The 22,097-nt window shown below is 71.3% G+C and carries 19 protein-coding genes and 1 riboswitch; of the genes, 15 read left to right on the top strand and 4 right to left on the bottom strand.

Annotated features, from left to right (window positions below; genetic code table 11):
* Positions 1–62 precede the first annotated feature (62 nt).
* The 3 genes from trpD (at position 63) to G3I78_RS21955 (ending at position 5,031) form a co-directional block, all read left to right on the top strand.
* Positions 63–1,127, top strand: coding sequence for an anthranilate phosphoribosyltransferase (gene trpD / locus G3I78_RS21965; protein ID WP_164427145.1), 1,065 nt, complete (start codon positions 63–65; stop codon positions 1,125–1,127).
* Between the two features lie 76 nt (positions 1,128–1,203).
* Positions 1,204–1,320, top strand: a riboswitch (SAM riboswitch).
* A gap of 126 nt (positions 1,321–1,446) precedes the next feature.
* A complete protein-coding gene (locus tag G3I78_RS21960; protein ID WP_164427143.1) occupies positions 1,447–2,808 on the top strand; it encodes an aminotransferase class V-fold PLP-dependent enzyme in 1,362 nt (453 codons plus the stop codon).
* 69 nt (positions 2,809–2,877) lie between these two features.
* On the top strand, positions 2,878–5,031 hold the full coding sequence (locus tag G3I78_RS21955; RefSeq protein ID WP_164427141.1) for a serine/threonine-protein kinase: 2,154 nt from the start codon (positions 2,878–2,880) through the stop codon (positions 5,029–5,031).
* 13 nt (positions 5,032–5,044) lie between these two features.
* Here G3I78_RS21955 and G3I78_RS21950 read toward each other — a convergent pair whose 3' ends face one another.
* Both G3I78_RS21950 and G3I78_RS21945 read right to left on the bottom strand, forming a co-directional pair.
* Positions 5,045–5,326, bottom strand: a complete 282-nt coding sequence (locus G3I78_RS21950; RefSeq protein ID WP_020115829.1) for an Lrp/AsnC ligand binding domain-containing protein — start codon at positions 5,324–5,326, stop codon at positions 5,045–5,047.
* Positions 5,323–6,063 carry a rhomboid family intramembrane serine protease gene (locus G3I78_RS21945; protein WP_164427139.1) on the bottom strand — a complete coding sequence of 247 codons (741 nt, stop codon included), beginning with the start codon at positions 6,061–6,063 and terminating at the stop codon, positions 5,323–5,325. Before G3I78_RS21945 ends, G3I78_RS21950 begins: the two co-directional genes overlap by 4 nt.
* Before the next feature lie 160 nt (positions 6,064–6,223).
* Here G3I78_RS21945 and G3I78_RS21940 point away from each other — a divergent pair, with 160 nt between their 5' ends.
* The 5 genes from G3I78_RS21940 to G3I78_RS21920 all read left to right on the top strand — a co-directional run bounded on the left by G3I78_RS21940 (position 6,224) and on the right by G3I78_RS21920 (position 11,537).
* Positions 6,224–6,463, top strand: a complete 240-nt coding sequence (locus tag G3I78_RS21940; RefSeq protein ID WP_037719539.1) for a hypothetical protein — start codon at positions 6,224–6,226, stop codon at positions 6,461–6,463.
* A gap of 36 nt (positions 6,464–6,499) precedes the next feature.
* The gene (locus tag G3I78_RS21935) at positions 6,500–7,843 is read left to right on the top strand and encodes an NYN domain-containing protein (protein ID WP_164427137.1); all 1,344 of its coding nucleotides are present in this window, start codon (positions 6,500–6,502) and stop codon (positions 7,841–7,843) included.
* Between the two features lie 209 nt (positions 7,844–8,052).
* Complete coding sequence (locus tag G3I78_RS21930; RefSeq protein WP_164427135.1) at positions 8,053–9,087, top strand: C40 family peptidase; 1,035 nt, start codon at positions 8,053–8,055, stop codon at positions 9,085–9,087.
* 206 nt (positions 9,088–9,293) lie between these two features.
* The gene (locus tag G3I78_RS21925; protein WP_164427133.1) at positions 9,294–10,310 is read left to right on the top strand and encodes an NlpC/P60 family protein; all 1,017 of its coding nucleotides are present in this window, start codon (positions 9,294–9,296) and stop codon (positions 10,308–10,310) included.
* Positions 10,311–10,343: 33 nt separating this feature from the next.
* Positions 10,344–11,537 (top strand): hypothetical protein, encoded by a 1,194-nt coding sequence (locus G3I78_RS21920; RefSeq protein ID WP_164427131.1) that lies wholly within the window; start codon positions 10,344–10,346, stop codon positions 11,535–11,537.
* A 29-nt stretch (positions 11,538–11,566) separates the two neighbouring features.
* Here the strand turns inward: G3I78_RS21920 and G3I78_RS21915 are convergent, their stop codons facing one another.
* A complete protein-coding gene (locus tag G3I78_RS21915) occupies positions 11,567–12,808 on the bottom strand; it encodes a glycosyltransferase family 87 protein (protein WP_164427128.1) in 1,242 nt (413 codons plus the stop codon).
* 121 nt (positions 12,809–12,929) lie between these two features.
* On the opposite strand from G3I78_RS21915, the gene G3I78_RS21910 reads away from it, so the two are divergent.
* Positions 12,930–14,072: a glycosyltransferase family 4 protein gene (locus G3I78_RS21910; protein ID WP_164427126.1), complete on the top strand. Its 1,143-nt coding sequence runs from the start codon at positions 12,930–12,932 to the stop codon at positions 14,070–14,072.
* An 83-nt stretch (positions 14,073–14,155) separates the two neighbouring features.
* Positions 14,156–15,736: a GMC oxidoreductase gene (locus G3I78_RS21905; RefSeq protein WP_164427265.1), complete on the top strand. Its 1,581-nt coding sequence runs from the start codon at positions 14,156–14,158 to the stop codon at positions 15,734–15,736.
* Positions 15,737–15,755: 19 nt separating this feature from the next.
* On the opposite strand, the gene G3I78_RS21900 is transcribed toward G3I78_RS21905, so the two are convergent.
* On the bottom strand, positions 15,756–17,552 hold the full coding sequence (locus G3I78_RS21900; RefSeq protein WP_164427124.1) for an AMP-dependent synthetase/ligase: 1,797 nt from the start codon (positions 17,550–17,552) through the stop codon (positions 15,756–15,758).
* A gap of 338 nt (positions 17,553–17,890) precedes the next feature.
* On the opposite strand from G3I78_RS21900, the gene G3I78_RS21895 reads away from it, so the two are divergent.
* The 5 genes from G3I78_RS21895 to G3I78_RS21875 all read left to right on the top strand — a co-directional run bounded on the left by G3I78_RS21895 (position 17,891) and on the right by G3I78_RS21875 (position 22,088).
* Entirely contained in the window at positions 17,891–18,646 is a 756-nt protein-coding gene (locus tag G3I78_RS21895; RefSeq protein ID WP_164427263.1) for a metallophosphoesterase, read from the top strand.
* 83 nt (positions 18,647–18,729) lie between these two features.
* A complete protein-coding gene (locus tag G3I78_RS21890) occupies positions 18,730–19,170 on the top strand; it encodes an SRPBCC family protein (protein ID WP_164427122.1) in 441 nt (146 codons plus the stop codon).
* Between the two features lie 115 nt (positions 19,171–19,285).
* Entirely contained in the window at positions 19,286–20,515 is a 1,230-nt protein-coding gene (locus G3I78_RS21885; protein ID WP_164427120.1) for an ArsA family ATPase, read from the top strand.
* Positions 20,516–20,572: 57 nt separating this feature from the next.
* Positions 20,573–21,067, top strand: a complete 495-nt coding sequence (locus tag G3I78_RS21880; RefSeq protein WP_164427118.1) for a DUF5304 family protein — start codon at positions 20,573–20,575, stop codon at positions 21,065–21,067.
* 67 nt (positions 21,068–21,134) lie between these two features.
* Positions 21,135–22,088 (top strand): ROK family glucokinase, encoded by a 954-nt coding sequence (locus tag G3I78_RS21875; RefSeq protein ID WP_164427116.1) that lies wholly within the window; start codon positions 21,135–21,137, stop codon positions 22,086–22,088.
* The last annotated feature ends 9 nt before the right edge of the window (positions 22,089–22,097 follow it).

Genomic DNA, 22,097 nt, shown 5'->3' with positions numbered 1-22,097 from the left:
TAGGGTGGGAGCACACCCTTCTACGAGAGTTTCGCTCTCGTACGACACTCTGGAGCGGCCCCATGAGCGCTGTGACCCCCGCTGGAGGCGACATCGCGGCGGGCCGTTCCTGGCCCGAGGTGCTGAACGCGCTGTTGTACGGGCGTGACCAGAGTGCGGACGCGACGGCCTGGGCGATGGACCAGATCATGCGCGGTGAGGCGACGGACGCGCAGATCGCCGGGTTCGTGGTGGCGCTGCGGGCCAAGGGCGAGACGGTCGAGGAGATCACCGGTGTGGTGCGGGCGATGTACGAGCACGCCAACACCATCGAGGTGTCCGGCCGCACGGTCGACATCGTCGGCACCGGCGGCGACGGCGCCAAGACGGTCAACATCTCCACGATGTCGGCGCTCGTCGTGGCCGGCACCGGCGCGAAGGTCGTCAAGCACGGCAACCGCGCCGCCTCCTCGGCGTCCGGCTCCTCGGACGTCCTGGAGAGACTCGGCGTCAACCTCGACCTGACCCCGCAGCGGGTGGCCGAGGTCGCGGAGGAGGCCGGCATCACCTTCTGCTTCGCGGTGAAGTTCCACCCGGCACTGCGCCATGTGGCCGCCGCCCGCGGCCAGTTGGGCATCCGCACGGTCTTCAACGCGCTCGGCCCGCTGACCAACCCGGCCCGTGTGAAGGCCCAGGCCGTCGGTGTCGCGGACCCGCGTATCGCCCCGATGATCGCGGGCGTGCTCGCCGAGCGCGGCAACTCCTCCCTGGTCTTCCGGGGCGACGACGGCCTGGACGAGCTGACGACCACGGCCACCTCCCATGTCTGGGTCGTCCGCGACGGCAAGGTCTCCGAGGAGTCCTTCGACCCCAGGGACGTCGGCCTCGACCTGGTCCCCGTGGAGGCACTGCGCGGCGCGGACCCGTCGTACAACGCCGAGGTCGCCCACCGTCTCCTGGACGGCGAGACGGGCCCGGTCCGTGACGCCGTACTCCTGAACTCGGCGGCGGCGCTGGTGGCCCTGGACCCCGCCACCGGGTCGCTGGCCGAGCAGTTGCGGGCCGGGATGGCGAAGGCCGCGGAGTCGATCGACTCCGGGGCGGCGAAGCGGACGCTGGAGCGCTGGGTGGCCGCCAGCAACGCGTAGCGCGAGACGAGGCGCGGTCCCGTAATCCGGACACGGGTTGCGGGACCGCGATCACTTCACGTACGTTCCTGTACCAGGTCATGAGTGACAGTCATGAGGCCCCGGCCGACTGTCCGGCAACCCTCCGTCCGTGGCGGGGTGCCCCGGGTGAAGACCAGGCCGTAGGCAGCGAGGTCTGCGGCAAGCGCGGATCCCTCACGAACCAGGGATCCTGGTCGTTCGAGGAGTCTTCCGTGAGCAAGCGAATGCGATAGGGCGCCGAGCCCCGCCTCCGCACACCCCTCTCACCTTTCTCTCTTCATGCCTCACGGGAGCCCCCATGTCTGTCTCCACCGCTGCCTCCGTCCAGACCATTTGTGCCCAGCTGCCCGTTCTGGGCCGAGATGTCACCGTTCCGCTCGTCACCGGCGGCGAGGTCACCTACGCGGCGCTCGACTACGCGGCCAGCGCCCCGGCCCTCCAGCGCGTCTGGGACGACGTGGCGGCCTACGCGCCCTACTACGGCAGCGTCCACCGCGGGGCCGGCTACCTCTCCCAGCTGTCCACCGACCTCTTCGAGAACGCCCGGAAGACGGTCACCGAGTTCCTGGACTGCCGCGCCGACGACCAGCTGGTCTTCACCCGGTCCACGACCGACTCGCTCAACCTCCTCGCCGCCGCCCTCCCCGCCGACTGCCAGGTCTTCGTCTTCGAGACCGAGCACCACGCGAGCCTGCTGCCCTGGAAGGACGCCCGGGTCAGCTACCTCGACGCCCCGCGCACCCCGGGACAGGCCGTCGAGACCCTGGAGAAGGCCCTCGCCGCCCGGGACCCGCAGGGCCCGGCCCTGGTCTGCGTCACCGGCGCCTCCAACGTCACCGGCGAGCTGTGGCCGGTGCGCGAGCTGGCGGCGGCGGCCCACGCGCACGGTGCCCGGATCGTCCTGGACGCGGCCCAGCTGGCCCCGCACCACCCGGTCTCCGTGCGGGACCTCGACGTCGACTGGATCGCCTTCTCCGGTCACAAGCTCTACGCCCCCTTCGGCTCCGGAGTCCTGGCCGGCCGCGCCGACTGGCTCCAGGCGGCCGACCCCTACCTCGCGGGCGGTGGCGCCAGCCGCAAGGTCACCCGCCGCGAGGACGGGGGAGTGGACGTGGAGTGGCACGACAGCGCCGCCCGCCACGAGGCCGGTTCCCCCAACGTCATCGGCGCCTACTCCATCGCCTCCGCCTGCAAGGCCCTCACCGAGGCCGGCTTCGACACCCTGGTCGCCCGCGAGCAGTACCTGATCGAAAAGGTGAAGGCGGGCCTGGCCGAGGTCCCCGAGGTCCGCGTGCTCTCCCTCTTCGGCGACGACGCCCCCCGCGTCGGCGTGATCTCCTTCGTCGTCGAGGGCTGGAACAGCTCCCACTTCGCCGCCGCCCTCTCCGCCGAGTACGGCATCGGCGTCCGCGACGGCCTCTTCTGCGCCCACCCCCTCGTCCGCACCCTGCTGGGCAGCGACCCGCAGAGCCAGGGCGAGTGCGGCGCCCCCGAGGCCGCGCCCGGCGAGAAGTCCCTGAACGCGATCCGGGTGAGCTTCGGCGCCGGCACGCCGGACGAGCACGTGGAGCGGTTTGTGCGTGCCGTGAAGGAACTGGTCAGGGACGGCGCGAAGTGGACGTACCGCACGGAGGACGGCCGCTGCGTCCCGGCCGTCTGACGTACTGACGTCCAGCGCGCGTATACGCTCCCCCTCAGCACAGCCGTACGGAGGCAGGGGGAGCACGGGGTGCAGGAGCTGCGCGAGACGGACCCGCGGACCATCGGGCCGTACGGGGTCCTGGGCAGGCTCGGGTCGGGCGGGATGGGTGAGGTGTACCTCGCCGAGGCGCGGGGCGGGCTGCGGCTGGCCGTGAAGGTCGTACGCGCCGAGCACGCCGAGGACCGCACCTTCCGGGCCCGGTTCCGGCACGAGGTGCGGGCCGCGCAGACCGTCGGCGGGGCGGGGACGTACACCGCCCGGGTCGTGGACGCGGACACCGAGGCCGCGCGGCCCTGGATGGCCACCGAGTTCGTCGAGGGGCCCAACCTGCGGGACGCGGTGCTCGACCGGGGACCGCTGCCCGCGGACGCCGTACGACTGCTCGCGGCCGCGCTCGCCGAGGCGCTGGCCGCGATCCACGCCAAGGGGCTGGTCCACCGCGACCTCAAGCCCTCCAACATCCTGCTCGCGCCGGACGGACCCCGGGTCATCGACTTCGGGATCGTCCGGGCGCTCGAAGGCACGGCCCTGACCCGGACCGGCGTGGTCGTCGGGTCGGTCGGCTATCTCTCGCCCGAGCAGATCCGCAACGGCGCCCAGGTGGTGCCCGCCAGTGACGTCTTCTCGCTGGGCGCGGTCCTCGCGTACGCGTCCGGCGGCAAGGAGCCCTTCGGCGAGGGGCAGGATTCGGTCGTTCTGCTGCGGATCCTGACCGGGGACGTCGACCTCACCGCCGTACCGGAGGAACGACTGCCGCTGGTGGAGGCGTGTCTGCGGGACGACCCCGGCGCCCGGCCGACGCCCGCCGAGCTGGTCGCGGCCGTGGGGCACACCACGGGTTCGCTCCGTGAGGGGCTGCGGGCGGGGTGGTTCTCCGGCGGGACGCCGACCGTGGCCGTCGGCGGCGGTGCGCGCTGGGTGCCGGAACACGGGTCGGAGGAACGGCTCAGCGGGGTGGAGTACGTGGCGCCGATGACCGTCACGGACGTGCCCGCGGCCACCGTCACCGCCCCGGCTCCGCAGCCCTCGCGGCGACGGATCCTGGCGGCCTGGGTCGGCGGGGCGGGCGCGGTGGCCGGCGGCGGCCTGGCCTGGTGGCTGCTGCGGGACTCCTCGGGCGCGTCCTCCGCCGGTTCGGGTGCCGTGCAGGGCGGCCCGGCCGCGAGCGGGACGTCCGCGGCGGCCGAGGTGGGCTGGAAGTACGAGGTGGAGGGGCTCGGCGGGCGGCGCGGGCCCTGTGCCGCCGTCTCGCCCGACGGCACCCGCGTGTACGTCGGCGGCACGGACGGCTCGCTGCACGCCCTGGACCTGAACGGGCGGCTCCGGTGGCAGGCCCCGCTGGGCGCCGCCGTCATGTCCCCGCTCGCCACCGCCGACGGCGTGTACTGCCTGCTGGAGGACGACCGGGAGGGCGCCGCCGAGCTGTGCGCGCTCGGCCCGGGCGGCAAGGTCCGCTGGACGAAGGCGTTCGCGGCGAACAGTCAGTTCCTGGTGACCGCGGGCGAGCTGATCCTGGTGTCCTACGCGGACTCCTCGGGCACCGGCGGGGTGCGGGCCTACGCCCCCGACGGCAGCGTGCGCTGGTCCACGCCGACCGGGGCGGCACCGACCTCGGAGCCCATGGTGGCGGACGGGGTCGTGTACGCCGGCACCTTCGGGGACCGGGTGCAGGCCCTGGACGCCAGGACCGGCAAGCGGCTGTGGGCGGCACCGGCCGGTGCCGACGCCGGGCGGCCCGCGCTGGTCGGCGGCACGCTGATGGTCGGCTCGGGCGGCGAGCGGATGCTGCACGGCATCAGCCGCGCGGGCAAGCGGCTGTGGGACTCGGACAACAACAAGGTGTACGGCGGCCGTTACTTCACCTGTGTGCCGTTCGCCGGCATGGGCGTCACCGCGTCCGACTTCGAACTGGTCGCCCTGGCCCCCGCCGACGGATCGACCGTGTGGTCCTTCCAGTTCACCGACGACGGCAGCCAGTACAGCGACCCGACGGTCTCCGGCGACACCGTCCTCGTCCGCCGGGGCTCGACGCTCTACGGGGTCGACCGCAAGGGCGAGCAGAGCTGGCAGAAGCGGGTCGAGGGCGGCGCGTCCGTCGGCACCCAGAGCCCGGTCGTCAGGGGCGGCCGCGTGTACGTGGCGACCGCCGACGGCATCACCGTGCTGGCGCTGGACTCCTAGCCGGCGGGAGCGGTCAGCTGTCGAGGCCGATCGCGAACGCGGCCTCCAGGTCGTGCTGGGAGTATGTGCGGAACGCCACGTGGGTGTCCGTGCCCTCCACGCCCGGGATCTTGCTGATGCTGCCGGGGATGACCTCGGCGAGGTCCTCGTGCTGCTTGACCCGGACCATGGCGATCAGGTCGTACGTGCCCGTGACGGAGAAGACCTCGCTCACGGACTCCAGCGCGGCGATCCGCTCCGCGATCTCGGGGATCCGGTCCACGCTGGTCTTGATGAGGACGATCGCGGTGATCACGGCTGGTTCTCTCCCTCGGGGGCCGGAGCTGGGGCGGCCCTCACTCTAGTCGTACGGCCGAAACGCACCCAGGCGAAGACCAGGCCCAGGCCGAAGCCCACCAGGTGGGCCAGGTAGGCCACCCCCGGGCCCTCGCCGGCCTGTCCCGCGGCCAGCCATTGCAGGGCCGCCCAGAAGGGCAGGACCACCCAGGCCGGGAAGCGCAGCGGGAGGAAGAAGAGGAACGGCAGGAGACTGGTGACCCGGGCCCCGGGGAACAGGTACAGGAACGCTCCGAGGACCGCGGAGATCGCCCCCGAGGCGCCGACCAGGGACTGCTCGGAGCCGGCGTTGGCGGCCGCGTAGCCCAGCAGGGCGAGGTAGCCGCAGCAGAGGTAGAAGAGGAGGAACTGCACCCGGCCCATCCGTTCCTCGGTCATCACCCCGAAGACATAGAGGAAGAGCATGTTGCCCAGCAGGTGCACCCAGCTGCCGTGGATGAACAGCGCGGTCGCCGGGGTGAGGGCGGCACCGGGGGAGCCCTCGAACAGCTCGGCGGGAACCACGCCCCAGCGGTGGAAGTAGGCCTGCTGGGCAGCCGACAGCGCGTCACCGTGGCCGTACACCGGATTGAGCCCCGAGGCGGGCCCGACCACGAAGACCAGGCCGCACACGGCGATCAGCCCATAGGTGACCGGTGCCGCCCCCCAGACCGGCCCGCGCACGCCACCGACCGTCACCTTCCAGTTGCGGATCATGAACACAGAGCATGACGTAACGGGATGCAAGGTAGTAGACCGCCTCGCCGCCGTGGACGCCCGAGCGGTGAGTACCCGCCAGGCCGTAGGGTTACGAGCCACACGCATCGGGACGCCGGTGCGTCACTGACAATGGCTAGTAGGAAAGAGCACAGTCACGATGACGGTTCCCCTGCCGACCGCCTCGACGCGGTGGCGCTGCACCCTCTGCGGCAACCTCACGCGCTTCGACGTGACCCGTTCGTCGAAGGTCGTCGAGTACGTCCACCTCGACCTGGCCGGAGAGCCCAAGGTCGAGGAGCGCGAGGTGGTCAGTGAGACCATCGAGTCGGTGCGGTGCCGCTGGTGCAACGCCGTGGACCAGGTGGAACTAGTGGACAGGCCGGGCGCCGGCTCCTGACAGGGCCGGCCCCGCACAGTGAGTGGGGTGTGACGGATGGTGGAGACACAAGGCGGGGGGCCGGGCGACGGCGCCGCCGAGGTGCTCGACCGTCCGCTGCCCGACGGCGTGCGGCGCCGGGTCGTGCACATCGTCTCGGAGGGCTTCGGCGGGCTGACCGTCGGCGAACTCCCCGCCCAGCTGCGGCAGTACGCGCGCTTCGCCCCCAACCGGCGGGCCAAGTTCGCGGGCAACGCGATGGCCGCCGCGCTGGAGACCGACCCGCTGTTCCGGCAGCGGATCGGGGAGAAGTTCAGAGAGGTCCAGCCGGAGCTGGCCGGCGCCCTCGACTCCGGTGCACCGCCCCCGGCCGCGGACCCGCTCGATGTGGCGGCCGCGGCCTATGTGCTACGGCCCACCGGCTGGGTCAAGCTGGTCACCGCGGCCGGCGAGGAGGCCCAGCGCGCGGACGCCGAGCGGGCCGACGAGGAGAGCCGCGCCGAGCTGGAGCGGCTGCGCGAGGAGCTCGCCGCCGCCCGTGACCAGACGCGCACCGAGACCGAGCGGTTGCGCACCGAGCTGGAATCGGCCAAGAAGGAAGCCGAATCGCTTCACCGCAAGCTGCGCGCGGCACACAGTGACGTCAAGCGCGGCGAGGCGGCCCTGCGCAAGATCCAGGGCGAGATGGACACCGTACGCACCGAGGGGCAGGCCCAGGTGTCCGCCGCCGAGAGCGAGAGCCGGCGTCTGAAGGCGCGTCTCGGGGAGGCGGAGGCCGCGCTGGAGGCCACGCGCCGGGCGGCCCGTGAGGGACGCAGCGTGGAGGACATGCGGGTGCGGCTGCTGCTCGACACCGTGCTGGACGCGGCCCAGGGGCTGCGCCGGGAGCTGGCGTTGCCGCCTGTCTCCGTACGGCCCGCCGAGACCGTCGACGCGGTCGAACCGGGCCGCATGACCCCGAAGGACATCGCGGCGCGCGCCCTGTCCGAGAACGACCCGGCGATCCTGGACCAGCTGCTGGCCCTGCCTCAGGCGCACTTGGTGGTCGACGGCTACAACGTCACCAAGACCGGCTATCCCCAGATGCCGCTGGAGAAGCAGCGCCTGCGGCTGCTCGGCCAGCTCTCCCAGCTCGCCGCGCAGACCGGCGCCGAGGTCACCTGTGTCTTCGACGGGGCCGAGCTCGCCGCGCCGGTGCTGCTCGCGCCGCCGCGTGGCGTCAGGGTCCTGTTCTCCAAACCGGGCGTCACCGCCGACGAGTTGATCCGGCGGCTGGTGCGCGCGGAGCCTCCGGGCCGGCCCGTCATCGTCGCCTCGACCGACCGCGAGGTCGCCGACGGCATCGCCAAGGCGGGGGCCAGGCCGGTCGCTTCCGCGGTGCTTCTGAAGCGCCTGTCCTAAACATCAAAGCCCAGGTTTATTGTCCCAATTGGGCGTATCGTCACGCAACGTAGTGTCAAGTGAGCATCACTGCATGTGAGTTGTGTGTAAAGAATGCATGGCGTGACGAGATTTTGCTCCTGAGGATTTGAACTGATCACGGGAAGGTCACTAGGGTCTTGGCTCGAACCTCCGAGCGGGTGATCACTCAAAAGAAGGAGTTCACCTCCGTGGCGTCCCACCGTCGACCCAAGCAGCCGAGCCGCACGCGCGTGACCGTGCTCACCACCGCAGCTGCTGCCGCCGTAGCCCTCAGCGCCAACGCCGCCAACGCGGCGCCGAGCGAGAAGCCCAGCAAGGACGAGGTCAAGGCGAAGGTCGACGCGCTCTACGAGCAGGCCGAGCAGGCCACCGAGAAGCTCAACGGCGCCAAGGAGAAGCAGGAGAAGCTCCAGAAGGAGATCTCCACCATCCAGGACGACGTGGCCCGCGGCCAGGACGACCTGAACGAACTCCGGGACTCCATGGGCCTCGCGGCCGCCGCGCAGTACCGCACCGGCTCCATAGACTCCTCGCTCCAGCTCTTCCTGTCGTCGAACCCCGACGACTACCTGGACAAGGCCTCCACCGCGGACCAGCTCAGCTCCCAGCAGGTCGAGGCGCTGAAGAAGATCCAGGAGAAGCAGCGCGAGCTGGCCCAGGACCGCGCCGAGGCCTCCGAGAAGCTCAAGGACCTCTCGAGCACCCGCACCGAACTGGCCAAGCAGAAGAAGGCCGTTCAGGGCAAGCTCGCCGAGGCGCAGAAGCTCCTCAACACGCTGACCGCCGCCGAGAAGGCCTCCCTCGCCGCCGCCGACGCCCGCGCCAGCCGCTCCGCCAGTGAGCGCGTGGACCTCGGTGACTCCCCGGCGTCCTCCGCCCGGGCCCAGGCCGCCTTCAACGCCGCCCAGACCCAGCTCGGCAAGCCGTATGTCTACGGCGCCACCGGCACCGCCTCCTACGACTGCTCGGGCCTGACCTCCTGGGCCTACGCGCAGGCCGGCATCACCATCCCGCGCACCTCGCAGGCCCAGGCCAACGCCGGTACCCGGATCTACAGCATGAGCGACCTCAAGGTCGGCGACCTGGTCATCTTCTACGGCGACCTCCACCACGTCGCCCTGTACGCGGGCAACGGCCAGGTCATCCACGCGCCCCGCACCGGCACCGTCGTGCGCTACGAGTCGATCAACAACATGCCGTTCCAGTTCGGCGTGCGGATCTGAGTCACCGCGCCACACCGCCCGAACGGGCGAATCACGACAACTTCAACTGACTCCACGCCCCGCCCATGACCTGCGTCATAGGCGGGGCGTCACGTTGTGTGTCCGCGGGGGTCGTTGGATACGCCCCTGTCCCGGGGCTACTGTCGGCCGCGTTTCCCCCTCGCCGGGGAAGTCTCTGTCCGCCAGCGGAAGGAGCGCGGCTTCCCGTGGGGTCCCATCGCCGCCTTGTCCAGACGTCCGGGTTCAACCGGGGCGCCGGTGCCGCCCTGTGCGTGCTGTCCGCGGCCGCCGCCGCGCTCGGCGCCGTACCGGCGAGCGCCGCCCCGTCCGACGACACCAGGGCCGAGGTGGACCGTCTCTACGAGCAGGCCGAGCAGGCCACCGAGGCCTACAACAAGGCCGACGAGAGCGCCGACGCGCTGCGCGAGGAGGTCGGCAGCGCACAGGACGACATCGCCCGGCAGCAGGAGCGCATCAACTCCATGCGGGAGACGCTCGGTTCGCTGGCCGGCGCCCAGTACCGGTCCGGCGGCCTCGACCCGTCGCTCGCACTGCTGTTCTCCGACGACCCGGACGACTACCTCGACAAGGCCGCCGTCCTCGACCGGATCAACGCCCAGCAGGCGGATGAGCTCAAGGACCTCCAGGAGGCCATGCGCGAACTCGCCCAGGAGCGCTCCGAGGCGGCCCGCAAGCTCGGCGAGCTGGAGCGGAGCCGCAAGGCCGTCGCCTCCCACAAGCGGACCGTCGAGCACAAGCTCGCCAAGGCGCGCGAACTGCTCAACGCCCTGCCGGACGACGAACGCGCCGCCTACGACCGGGCCTCCCGCTCGGGCCGCGCCGAGATGCCCGACCTCAGCGGCGCGGTGGCGCCCTCGGGCCGGGCCGCCGCCGCGGTGGCCGCGGCCCGGTCCGCGATCGGCAAGCCGTACGTGTGGGGCGCCAACGGTCCCAACGGCTTCGACTGCTCGGGCCTGATGCAGTGGTCGTACGCGCAGGCCGGGGTCTCCCTGCCGCGCACCTCGCAGGCCCAGCGCTACGCCGGCCGCCAGGTCCCGCTCTCCCAGGCCCAGCCGGGCGACCTGGTCACCTACCGGGGCGACGCCAGCCACGTCGGCATGTACGTCGGCAACGGCCAGGTCGTCCACGCCCCCTACCCCGGGGCGCCGGTGCGCTACGACCCGGTGGGCATGATGCCGGGGGCGACGGTCACGCGGCCCTGACCGGGGGCCCGTGACCCCGTACGATCTGAAGACATGGCTGGTCGTGGGCGGGCGTCGAAGCACGGTGTCGTGGTGCTGTGCCTGCTGCTCGCCGCGCTGGTGGGCTGCGGCGGGAGACCGACGGCGGCCGACACCGCGAAGGCCGACGTCCAGCGGGTCCTGGACCGGCGGGCCGCCGCGGTCCTCGACCGGGACAGGGCGGCGGTAGCCGAGACCGGTACGGCGCGCTGGTGGGACGACCTCGACGCCGTCCCGCTCGCCTCCTGGTCCTACCGGGTCACCGGCGTGCACCGGGACGGCGCCACGGCCACCGCCGACGCCGAACTCCGCTACCAGGTCCAGGGCTACGACCAGGCCCCCGTCACCGTCGCCCGCACCCTGGACCTGTCCCTGGACGCGTCCGGCCAGTGGTACGTCGTCGCCGAGAAGCCCGCGGAGAAGGCCCCGCAGCAGCTGTGGGACCAGGGTGACGTGACCGTGGTGCGCGGGGCGCACAGTCTCGTCCTGGGGGTCGGGCAGTCCGGCGAGCGGCTGCACTCCTTCGCGGACCTGGCCGACCGCGCGGTTCCGGCGGTCTCGGACGCCTGGGGCACCGAGTGGTCCCGGCACGTCGTCGTGCTGGTGCCGAAGTCGCTGGACGGCATGGCGGGCCTGCTCGGTTCGCCCGCCTCCTCGTACCGGGGGATCGCTGCCGTCACCACCGGCGAGACCGGCGCCCCGGCGCAGGCGCCCGCGGACCGGATCATCGTCAACCCCGACGCGTACGGCCTTCTCGGCGCCCTGGGCAAGCAGGTCGTGCTCACCCACGAGACCACCCATGTCGCCACCCGCACCGACACCACCGCCGCGACCCCGCTGTGGCTGTCCGAGGGCTACGCGGACTGGGTCGGCTACCGAGGCACCGCCCGCACCCCCGCCGAGGCCGCCCCCGAACTCTCCGAGGCCGTCGCGGCAGGCGACCTGCCGGAACACCTCCCGACCGACAAACAGTTCGGCTTCGCCGGCAGCGCCACCGATCTCGCGCTGGCCTACGAGGGCGGCTGGATGGCCTGCCGCATGATCGCGGACCACTGGAGCGAGACGAAGCTCGACGCCTTCTACCGCTCGGTCGGCGCCCACAAGACCCGCCCCGGCGCGGTCGAGGAGGCCCTGCGAAAGGTACTCGACACCGACCTGAAGACCTTCACGGCGGAGTGGCGGGGGTATCTGCGGGATCAGCTGGGCTGAGCCGGCAGGTCGACGGCCCCGGCCCGGATTCAGGAAGAGGCCGGAGCCTCCTGGGTCGGGGCAGGGGTCTGATCCGGTACCGGGGGCGCGGGGGTCGGTTCAGGGGTCGTTTCGCGCCAGAGTTCGCGCATGCCGATTGCCGTGGCCAGGACCAGCAGGGTGTTGCGGATGACCAGGAGGGTGATGCCGAGGGGGGTGCTGCCGACGACCTCGGCGAACCAGATCGGGAACTCCAGGACCGTCACGAAGCTCGCCACCAGGACGAGGACGGCCGGGAGGCCCATGCGGCTGGCCCGGAAGCAGAGGGCGGCGGCGGCCAGGCCGATCAGCCACACCATGTACTGCGGGCTGATCACCCGGCTCGTGGTGGTGAACATGAGTACGGCGACCAGGGCCGCGTCGGCCGTCGTGTGGGCCTGGAAGCGGGTGGCCGTCAGGCGCCACAGCAGCAGGAGTCCGAAGGCCATACCGGTCAGCGCGAGCGCGGCCGTGCTGACGATGTTCACCCAGGGGCCCATGAACTCGACCGAGCCGTAGTTGAGCAGCACCGTGCCGTCCCAGCCGTAGTGCCGGGCGATGTGGAAGACCAGTGAGCCCAGTGACTCCACCTCGGTGCCCCGGTCCCGCTGGAAGGTCAGGAAGGCGAACGCCCCGGGCATCGCGAGGGAGAACGTCCCGGCCACCACCACGACCGTCACCGCCGCCGAGACCCAGACGCTCCGCCTGCGGATCCCGACCAGGATCAGCGCCGGCCACACCTTCAGCATGGCCCCGAAGCCCACCAGGGCCCCCGCCACCTTGGGGTGCCGGGCCGCCGCGAGCACCGCCGCGACCGCCACCGCGGTCACCATCACGTCGTAGCGCGAGTAGACGGTCGGGCCGAGCAGAGGTACGCCCACCACCCAGACCCAGGCCCCGCGCAGCCGGCGCCCGTCACGCAGCCCCGCGTACAGCAGCAGGAGGATGACGACCAGGTCCGCGGCGAAGGCCATCACGAAGAAGGCCTGCGTGTACTCCAGGAAGGGCAGCAGCGCGGGGGAGAGGATCGCGAGGGCCGCAGCGGGCGGATACTGCCAGGTCACATCGTCTTGGGGGAACGTTCCGGTGCGCAGGACGTCGTACCAGCCCTGGTAGATGACCGACACGTCACTGGTGACGTCCGGGCCGGGGAAGACGTACACCTTGAAGACCCACAGCAGGAGCAACAGCCTGGTCACGCCCCAGGTCAGCAGCAGCCCGGTCAGGGACCGCCGCACGGCCTTCGTATCCACGTGATCCCCTGTCGTTCTCTTGCGGACCTTGAGGGGAACATGATGTCCCGCTCCCCTGTGAGGGTGCCACAAACACCGTCACGGGCGGCTGTGAGGTGGGACTTCGGTAGTGTCGGCGCCGATGCACAAGACCCTGATCGTGACGAACGACTTCCCGCCCCGCCCCGGTGGCATCCAGGCGTTCCTGCACAACATGGCGCTGCGGCTCGACCCCGAGCGGCTGGTCGTCTATGCGTCCACCTGGAAGCGCGGGCGGGAGGGCGCGGAGGCCACCGCCGCCTTCGACGCCGAGCAGCCCTTCACCGTCGTACGCGATGCCACGACCATGCTGCTGCCGACGCCCGGGGCGACCCGGAGGGCCGTCGGGCTGCTGCGGGAGCACGGCTGTACGTCGGTGTGGTTCGGGGCGGCCGCGCCGCTCGGGCTGATGGCACCGGCGCTCAGGCGGGCGGGCGCCGAGCGGCTGGTGGCCACCACCCACGGGCACGAGGCCGGGTGGGCCCAACTGCCTGCCGCTCGCCAGCTGTTGGGGCGGATCGGGGAGGCCACGGACACCCTCACCTACCTCGGCGAGTACACGCGCTCGCGGATCGCCTCCGCGCTGAGCCCCGCGGCCGCCGGGCGGATGGTGCAACTGCCGCCCGGGGTCGACGAGAAGACCTTCCACCCCGGGTCCGGCGGTGACGCCGTGCGGGCGCGGCTGGGGCTGACGGACCGGCCGGTGGTCGTCTGTGTGTCGCGTCTCGTGCCGCGCAAGGGACAGGACACGCTCATCCTCGCCATGCCGCGCATCCTGGCCGCCGAGCCGGACACGGTGCTGCTGATCGTCGGCGGCGGGCCCTACGAGAAGGAGCTGCGCGGGCTCGCCCGGGAGACCGGGGTCGCCGCCTCCGTGCGCTTCACCGGGGCCGTTCCCTGGGCCGAACTGCCCGCGCACTACGGCGCCGGGGACGTCTTCGCGATGCCGTGCCGGACCCGGCGGGGCGGACTCGACGTCGAGGGGCTCGGGATCGTCTATCTGGAGGCCTCGGCGACCGGGCTCCCGGTGGTCGCGGGTGACTCCGGGGGCGCCCCCGACGCCGTGCTCGACGGCGAGACCGGCTGGGTCGTGCGGGGCGGCTCCCCGGAGGAGGCGGCCGACCGGATCGTCGTCCTCCTCGGCGACGCGGAACTGCGGAGGCGCATGGGGGAGCGGGGACGGGAGTGGGTCGAGGAGAAGTGGCGGTGGGATTTGTTGGCAGAAAAGTTGAAGACGTTGCTATAGCCGGAGGCGCATAATCCGCCGATGCTGCGCGCATGACAGCAAAACTGATGCAGCATCAGCTGACGAGACGTCAGATCCTTGGTATGGCCGCCCTCCAGACGGCGGCCACTCTCGGCTTCACCCGTGTCGGGCTCCAGTCGGCCCAGGCGGACGAGCCCGCGGCGGTCGAGTCCGCACCCGCCATCGTCGTCGGCTCCGGCTACGGCGCCTCCGTCGCCGCCCTGCGCCTCGGCCAGGCCGGCATCCGCACCCTCGTCCTGGAGATGGGCCGGCTCTGGAACACCACCGGCCCCGACGGCAAGGTCTTCTGCAACACCGCCAACCCCGACCAGCGTTCCATGTGGTTCCGCACCCGCACCGAGGCGCCGCTGGCCAGCTTCCTGTGGCTGGACGTCGTCAACAAGGACATCAGCCCCTACCCCGGCGTCCTGGACCGGGTGCACTTCGACAACATGTCCGTCTTCGTGGGCCGCGGCGTCGGCGGCGGCTCCCTGGTCAACGGCTCGATGGCGGTCACCCCGCTCCAGTCCTGGTTCGCCGAGCAGTTCCCGAGCGTCGACACCACGGAGATGTACTCCACGTACTTCCCGCGCGCCCGCGCCATGCTCGGCGTCAACACCGTCGACTCCAGCTGGTTCGAGTCGACCGAGTGGTACCGGTTCACCCGGATCTCCCGGAAGCACGCCACCAACACCGGTCTGAAGACCACGTTCGTGCCCAGCGTCTACGACTTCGGCTACATGCAGCGCGAGGCCGCCGGCACCGCCACCAAGTCCGCCCTCGGACAGGAGGTCATCTACGGCAACAACTACGGCAAGAAGAGCCTCGACAAGACCTACCTCGCCTCCGCGCTCGGCACCGGCAACGTCACCATCCACACCATGGAGAAGGTCACCGGCATCAGCCGGGCGAGCGACGGCAGTTGGGTGCTGAGCGCCGAACGCATCGACTACACCGGCGCGGTCGTCGAGACCAAGCAGTACGGCTGCACCTATCTGTTCCTCGGCGGCGGCAGCCTCGGCACCAGTGAACTCCTGCTGCGGTCACGGCAGTCGGGCACGCTCCCGGCGCTGGACGCGAGCGTCGGGGCCGGCTGGGGGCCCAACGGCAACGTGATGCTCGGGCGGGCCAACCACCTCTGGGACACCGTGGGAGCCAACCAGTCGACCATGCCGGTCATGGGCATCGACGACTGGGCCAACACCGACAACCCCGTCTTCGCCGAGATAGCGCCTCTGCCCACCGGCCTCGAACACTGGGTGAGCCTCTATCTGGCGATCACCAAGAACCCGCAGCGCGCCAAGTTCTCGTACGGCAGCGGGGGGTTGGGGCTCGACTGGAGCGGCGCGCAGAGCTCGGTCTCCTCCGGCATGGCCAAGAAGCTCTTCGACCGGATCAACTCCGCCAACTCGACCATCTACCGCTACGACCTCTTCGGCTCCCCGAGCCGGGTCTTCGCCGACGACTTCACCTACCACCCGCTGGGCGGCTGCGTGCTGGGCAAGGCCACCGACAACTACGGCCGGGTGAAGGGCTATTCGAAGCTCTACGTCACCGACGGCTCGCTGATCCCCGGCAACATCGGGGTGAACCCGTTCGTCACCATCACGGCGCTCGCCGAACGCACGATGGCGCGGGTCCTCGTGGAGGACACCGCGCCATGACGCCCCGTCAGCAGGCGTACTACTTCGCGTAGATCGCCTCGATCTCGGCCGCGTAGTCCTTCGCCACCACGTTGCGCTTGAGCTTCAGGGACGGCGTGAGGTGGCCCGACTCCTCCGTGAACTGGGAGGACAGAATGCGGAACTTCCGCACCGATTCCGCTTTCGACACCGCGGCGTTGCCGTCGTCGACCGCGGCCTGGATCGCCGCGTTCAGGTCCGCGTCCCCGGCCAGCGACGCCGCGGTGGCACCCGCCGGCTTGCCGTGTTCCTCGGCCCAACGGCCCAGGAACTCCTCGTCGATGGTGATCAGCGCGCCCACGAACGGCCGCCCGTCACCCACCACCATGCACTCACCGACCAGCGCGTGCGCGCGGATACGGTCCTCGATCACGGCCGGGGCGACGTTCTTGCCGCCCGCGGTGACGATGATCTCCTTCTTGCGGCCGGTGATCCTGAGGTAGCCGTCCTCGTCGAGGGTGCCGATGTCACCGGTGTGGAACCAGCCGTCGGTGAGCGCCTCGGCGGTCGCGGCCTCGTTGTTCCAGTACCCCTTGAACAGGTGCTCGCCGTGCAGCAGCACCTCGCCGTCGTCCGCGATCCGGATCACCGAGCCCGGCAGCGGCTGCCCGACGGTGCCGATCTTCGTGCGGTCCCAGGGGTTGAACGCCGTCGCGGCACAGGACTCGGTCAGGCCGTAGCCCTCCAGGACCGTGAAGCCGATGCCGCGGAAGAAGTGACCCAGGCGCTCGCCGAGCGGGGCGCCGCCGGAGATGGCGTACTCGCCCTTGCCGCCGAGGACCGCGCGCAGCTTGCTGTAGACGAGCTTGTCGAAGGTCTTGTACTTGATCTTCAGACCGAGGGACGGGCCCGACGGGGTGTCCAGGGCCTTGCTGTACGCGATCGCCGTGTCGGCGGCCTTGTCGAAGATCTTGCCCTTGCCGTCCGCCTGCGCCTTGGCGCGCGCCGAGTTGTAGACCTTCTCGAAGACCCGCGGGACGCCCAGGATCAGCGTCGGCCGGAAGGAGGCCAGCTCGTCGGTGAGGTGCTTGATGTCCGGGACCATGCCCAGCTTGATCGGCGCCATCATCGGCGCGATCTGCACCAGCCGGCCGAAGACGTGAGCGAGCGGCAGGAACAGCAGCACCGAGCACTCGCCCGTGCGGAACAGCGGACGCAGCCGCTCCACGATGTTGCCGCACTCGGCGAAGAAGCTGCGGTGGGTGAGCACACAGCCCTTGGGCCGGCCGGTGGTGCCGCTGGTGTACACGATGGTCGCCGGGTCGTCGGCCTTCGCCAGCGAGCTGCGCTCCTCGACGGCCGCGTCGCTGATGTCCTTGCCCGCGCGGCCCAGCTCCTCGACCCCGCCGCCCTCGATCTGCCACACGTGCTTCAGGGCGGGCAGCTGCTCGCGCACCGACTCGACGGCCGCGGTGTGTCCGTCCAGCTCCACGACACAGGCGGTCGCGCCCGAGTCGGACAGGATCCACTGGACCTGCTCCGGCGAGCTGGTCTCGTACACCGGCACGGTGACCGCGCCCGCGCTCCAGATCGCGAAGTCGAGCAGCGTCCACTCGTAGCGGGTGCGCGACATCAGGCCGACCCGGTCGCCCGGCTGGACACCGGAGGCGATGAGCCCCTTGGCGGCGGCGTGCACCTCGGCCAGGAAGGTCGTGGCCGTCACGTCCTGCCACTGACCGCCCACCTTGCGGGCGATGACGGCGACGTCGGGATGCTGCGCGGCGTTTCTCCGGACGATGTCGGTGAGATTGCCGTCCGCGGGGACCTCGTACAAAGCCGGAAGGCTGAACTCGCGCAAGACTGCTGCTCCTAATAAGGCGCCGGCGCCACGACGTTGTGTGATGCGACGGTGCGGTCCAAGGCTCGGGCAGGTACTCAGAGATTCAGTGGTTGAAATCCTGAGCACGACTGGACTGCCCGGACGTTACCCGCCGGTATGGCTTCTTCGACAGGGGGTCCCTGCGAGATGTTCGCTGCGTCACACGGATTGGGGTTCTTCAGCGCACAGTAGTCCACCTGCTTACTGACTGGCCAGTAACCGCAGGTCCGGTCGCCACTGTTCACGTATGCCGCACAGGCCTACCCTTGATCGTCATGGCACCCACACCGGCCGGAAACCGGAAGACACGCGTTCATGTGGTCAGTGACGTACACGGCAACGCCCGTGACCTGGCCAGAGCCGGCGAAGGCGCCGACGCCCTGATCTGCCTCGGTGACCTGGTGCTCTTCCTCGACTACGCCGACCACTCGCGCGGCATCTTCCCCGACCTGTTCGGGGTGGAGAACGCCGACCTGATCGTGGAACTGCGCACCGCCCGCCGCTTCGAGGAGGCGCGCGAGCTCGGCGCCCGGCTGTGGAGCGGGGTCGGCGCCGACCGGGCCTCGGTGATCGAGAAAGCGGTGCGCAAGCAGTACGCCGAGATGTTCGCGGCGTTCCCGACACCGACGTACGCGACCTACGGCAATGTCGACATGCCGCCGTTGTGGCCGGAATACGCCGGACCCGGTACGACCGTGCTCGACGGCGAGCGGGTGGAGATCGGCGGGTGGACGTTCGGCTTCGTCGGCGGTGGCCTGAGGACCCCCATGCGGACGCCGTACGAGATCAGCGACGAGGAGTACGCGGCGAAGATCGAGGCCGTCGGCGAGGTGGACGTGCTGTGCACGCACATCCCGCCGGAGGTGCCGGAGCTGGTCTACGACACCGTGGCGCGGCGGTTCGAGCGGGGGAGCCGGGCGCTGCTGGCGGCGATCCGGCGCACCCGGCCCCGGTACTCGCTGTTCGGGCACGTCCATCAGCCGCTGGCCCGGCGGATGCGGATCGGGGCGACCGAGTGCGTGAACGTGGGGCACTTCGCGGGGAGCGGGAAGCCGTGGGCGCTGGAATGGTGAGTCCCCGCGCGCGGTAGCCTTCACGCTGCACAGACGTGCGTACCCCCCTTCCTCAGCGGACCGTATCTGGAGGAGCCACGGCGATGGCGGAACACACCAGTTCGAGCATCACGATCGAAGCTGCGCCGGCCGACGTCATGGCCGTGATCGCCGACTTCGCCCGCTACCCGGACTGGACGGGTGAGGTGAAGCAGGCGGAGGTGCTGGCGACGGACGCGCAGGGGCGCGCCGAGCAGGTCCGTCTCGTCATGGACGCGGGCGCGATCAAGGACGACCAGGTTCTCGGCTACACGTGGACCGGGTCCAACGAGGTCTCCTGGACGCTGGTCAAGTCCCAGATGCTGCGGCAGCTCGACGGCTCGTACGTGCTGAAGCCGGCGGGCGCGGGGTCGACCGAGGTCACCTACCTGCTGACGGTCGACGTCAAGATCCCGATGCTGGGGATGATCAAGCGCAAGGCGGAGAAGGTCATCATCGACCGGGCGCTGGCGGGACTGAAGAAGCGGGTGGAGTCGGGGCAGTAGGGGTCGCATTTCGGGTGCGGGTGCGCTGTGGCTGGTCGCGCAGTTCCCCGCGCCCCTGGGTGGGTACAGCTGGGCATGCTCTGACTGCACTGGCCGTCCGTTACGGTTCACCCCTATGCGCACCATCCTGATCACCGGTCCCGGCGGCAGTGGACGTACCACCGTCGCCGCCGCCACCGCGGTCACCGCCGCCCGAGCAGGGACCCGCACCCTCGTCCTCAGCGCCGACCGCACCGACACCCTCGGTACCGTCCTCGGCGTGGCGACAGGCGCGACCCCCGCCCAGGTCTCCAGCGCCGACCGCACCGACACCCTCGGTACCGTCCTCGGCGTGGCGACAGGCGCGACCCCCGCCCAGGTCTCCGAGAACCTCACCGCCTGGCGCCCCGACGCCACCGCCGGATTCCGCGACGACCTCACCGGGTTCCAGGAACGCGCCTCCAACGTCCTTGACCTGCTCGGCGCCTCCCGGCTCGACCCCGAGGAGGTCACCCCCCTCCCCGGCGCCGAGGAACTCACCTTGCTCCGGGCCCTGCGCGACGCGGCGCTGTCCGAACGGCATGAGCTGCTCGTCGTCGATCTGCCGCCCGTCCCGCAGGCCCTCGCCCTCCTCTCCCTCCCGGAGGAACTGCGCCGCTACCTGCGCCGGCTCCTCCCGACGGAGCGCCAGGCCGCCGCCGGTCTGCGTCCCGTGCTCGGACGGCTGGCCGGTGTCCCCATGCCCTCGGAGTGGCTGTACGAGACGGCCGCCCGCTGGGACACCGAGCTCGGCGCGGTCGAGGCCGTGCTCGCCGACCGGGGGACCGTCGTACGGCTGGTCGCGGAACCCGGCCCCGCCGGTGCCGACGCCGTACGGTCCGCGAGCCTCGCCCTCGCCCTGCGGGGCCTGCGCCCGGACACCCTCGTCGCCAACCGCGTCGTACCGGAGGACTGGCCCGCCGGCCTCGTCGCCCAGCAGCGCAAGGCCCTGGAGGAGTGGCAGGAGCCGTACGACGTCCGGACCGTCCCGCACCTCGGCCACGACCCGCGCGGCACCGACGACCTCACCGCCCTCGCCGTCCCGGGGGCCGGCGCCGAGGTCTCCGCCGTCGCGTGGCCCGTCGCCGACCAGCTCGCCGACGACGGCGTCCTGGTGTGGCACCTCCCGCTGCCCGGCGCGATACGCGAGGAACTCGACCTGGTCCGGCGCGGCGACGAACTCGTCGTCACCGCCGGGCAGTTCCGCCGGATCGTCCCGCTGCCCTCCGCCCTGCGCCGCTGCACCGTCGCCGGTGCCGCCCTGCGCGAGGGCGAGCTGCGGATCCGGTTCGCGCCGGACCCCGATCTGTGGCCGCGCACCCCGTGAACCGGCTGCGCCCGTTCGGGTAACGTCGTAGAGACGAACCGTAGTCAGGAGTCCGTCATGAGCGAAGAGCTCCCCCCGTCCGACGCCGGTGACCGCGAGGCGCGCGACGCCGCGGACTCGCCGGACGAGGTACGGGCGACCGACGCCGACGCGTGGGCGACGGCCACGGCTGAGGACCTCGCGGCCGAGAAGGCCCGCCGCCGCGCCCAGTACGGCCCGCCCCCGGGCTCGGCCGCCGAGGAACTGCGCAAACTCGTCGACAACGTCGCGGAGAAGCTGTCCGGTCTCCAGTCCCCGCTCCTCGGGGGCGTCGCGGGTCCGGCCGCGCAACAGGTGGTCAAGCAGGTCGTCCAGCAGGCCAAGGCCGCGGTCGAGCCGGTCATCGAGCGCAACCCCGACGTCTTCGACCACCTCGCCGCCGCGGGCGGTGAACTCCTCGCCGCGTACCGCTCCGCGGTCCAGGCGCAGGAGCAGCGCTGGAGCCGCCGCGACGAGACCCTGCGCGACAAGGGCGAGGACCCCGGTCCCGGCGAGCGCATCGACTTGGACTGAAACCCCCTGACGGCAGGGCCTCGGGTACGGTTGGCCGTAGCGGGGCTCGACCGAAACTGAGGGATTCATGGGACTCACCATCGGCGTCGACATCGGCGGCACGAAGATCGCGGCCGGCGTGGTCGATGAGGAAGGCAACATCCTCTCGACCCACAAGGTGCCGACTCCGGGCACGGCCGAGGGAATCGTGGACGCCATCGCCTCGGCGGTGGAGGGCGCGCGCGCCGGGCACGAGATCGTCGGCGTGGGCATCGGTGCCGCCGGATACGTCAACCGCCAGCGCTCGGAGGTCTACTTCGCCCCCAACATCCACTGGCGCAACGAGCCGTTGAAGGAGAAGGTCGAGACCCGCGTCGGCCTTCCGGTCGTCGTGGAGAACGACGCCAACGCGGCCGCCTGGGGCGAGTACAAGTTCGGAGCGGGCAAGGGCCACCGCAACGTCATCTGCATCACGCTCGGCACCGGCCTCGGCGGCGGCATCATCATCGGCGACAAGCTGCGCCGCGGCCACTTCGGCGTCGCGGCGGAGTTCGGCCACATCCGCATGGTCCCGGACGGACTCCTGTGCGGCTGCGGCTCGCAGGGCTGCTGGGAGCAGTACGCGTCGGGGCGGGCGCTGGTGAGGTACGCCAAGCAGCGCGCCAACGCGACCCCGGAGAACGCCGAGATCCTCCTGGGCCTCGGCGACGGCTCCCCGGACGGCATCGAGGGCAAGCACATCTCCATGGCCGCCCGCCAGGGCGACCCGGTCGCCGTCGACTCCTACCGTGAACTCGCCCGCTGGGCCGGCGCGGGCCTCGCCGACCTCGCCTCCCTCTTCGACCCCTCCGCCTTCATCGTCGGCGGCGGCCTCTCCGACGAGGGCGAACTGGTCCTGGACCCGATCCGCAAGTCCTACAAGCGCTGGCTGGTCGGCGGCAACTGGCGCCCGGTCGCGGAGGTCATCGCGGCCCAACTGGGCAACGAGGCGGGGCTTGTCGGAGCGGCCGACCTGGCGAGAGAACCAGACCCGATCATGTAACGGTGATCG

This window comes from Streptomyces sp. SID13726 (assembly GCF_010548375.1).
In the GTDB taxonomy this organism is placed as follows: Bacteria; Actinomycetota; Actinomycetes; order Streptomycetales; family Streptomycetaceae; genus Streptomyces.
The sequence above is the reverse complement of the archived record's forward strand: the minus strand, read 5'-3'. Positions and strand labels throughout refer to the sequence as shown.

Bases quoted from the DNA above. Each gene is read 5' to 3' on its own strand.
- G3I78_RS21940 (WP_037719539.1), top strand. From the start codon at position 6,224: ATGACGGTTCCCCTGCCGACCGCCTCGACGCGGTGGCGCTGCACCCTC.
- G3I78_RS21905 (WP_164427265.1), top strand. From the start codon at position 14,156: ATGGCCGCCCTCCAGACGGCGGCCACTCTCGGCTTCACCCGTGTCGGG.
- G3I78_RS21910 (WP_164427126.1), top strand. From the start codon at position 12,930: ATGCACAAGACCCTGATCGTGACGAACGACTTCCCGCCCCGCCCCGGT.
- G3I78_RS21880 (WP_164427118.1), top strand. From the start codon at position 20,573: ATGAGCGAAGAGCTCCCCCCGTCCGACGCCGGTGACCGCGAGGCGCGC.
- G3I78_RS21890 (WP_164427122.1), top strand. From the start codon at position 18,730: ATGGCGGAACACACCAGTTCGAGCATCACGATCGAAGCTGCGCCGGCC.
- trpD (WP_164427145.1), top strand. From the start codon at position 63: ATGAGCGCTGTGACCCCCGCTGGAGGCGACATCGCGGCGGGCCGTTCC.
- G3I78_RS21960 (WP_164427143.1), top strand. From the start codon at position 1,447: ATGTCTGTCTCCACCGCTGCCTCCGTCCAGACCATTTGTGCCCAGCTG.
- G3I78_RS21875 (WP_164427116.1), top strand. From the start codon at position 21,135: ATGGGACTCACCATCGGCGTCGACATCGGCGGCACGAAGATCGCGGCC.
- G3I78_RS21945 (WP_164427139.1), bottom strand. From the start codon at position 6,063: ATGATCCGCAACTGGAAGGTGACGGTCGGTGGCGTGCGCGGGCCGGTC.
- G3I78_RS21920 (WP_164427131.1), top strand. From the start codon at position 10,344: ATGGCTGGTCGTGGGCGGGCGTCGAAGCACGGTGTCGTGGTGCTGTGC.
- G3I78_RS21885 (WP_164427120.1), top strand. From the start codon at position 19,286: ATGCGCACCATCCTGATCACCGGTCCCGGCGGCAGTGGACGTACCACC.
- G3I78_RS21935 (WP_164427137.1), top strand. From the start codon at position 6,500: ATGGTGGAGACACAAGGCGGGGGGCCGGGCGACGGCGCCGCCGAGGTG.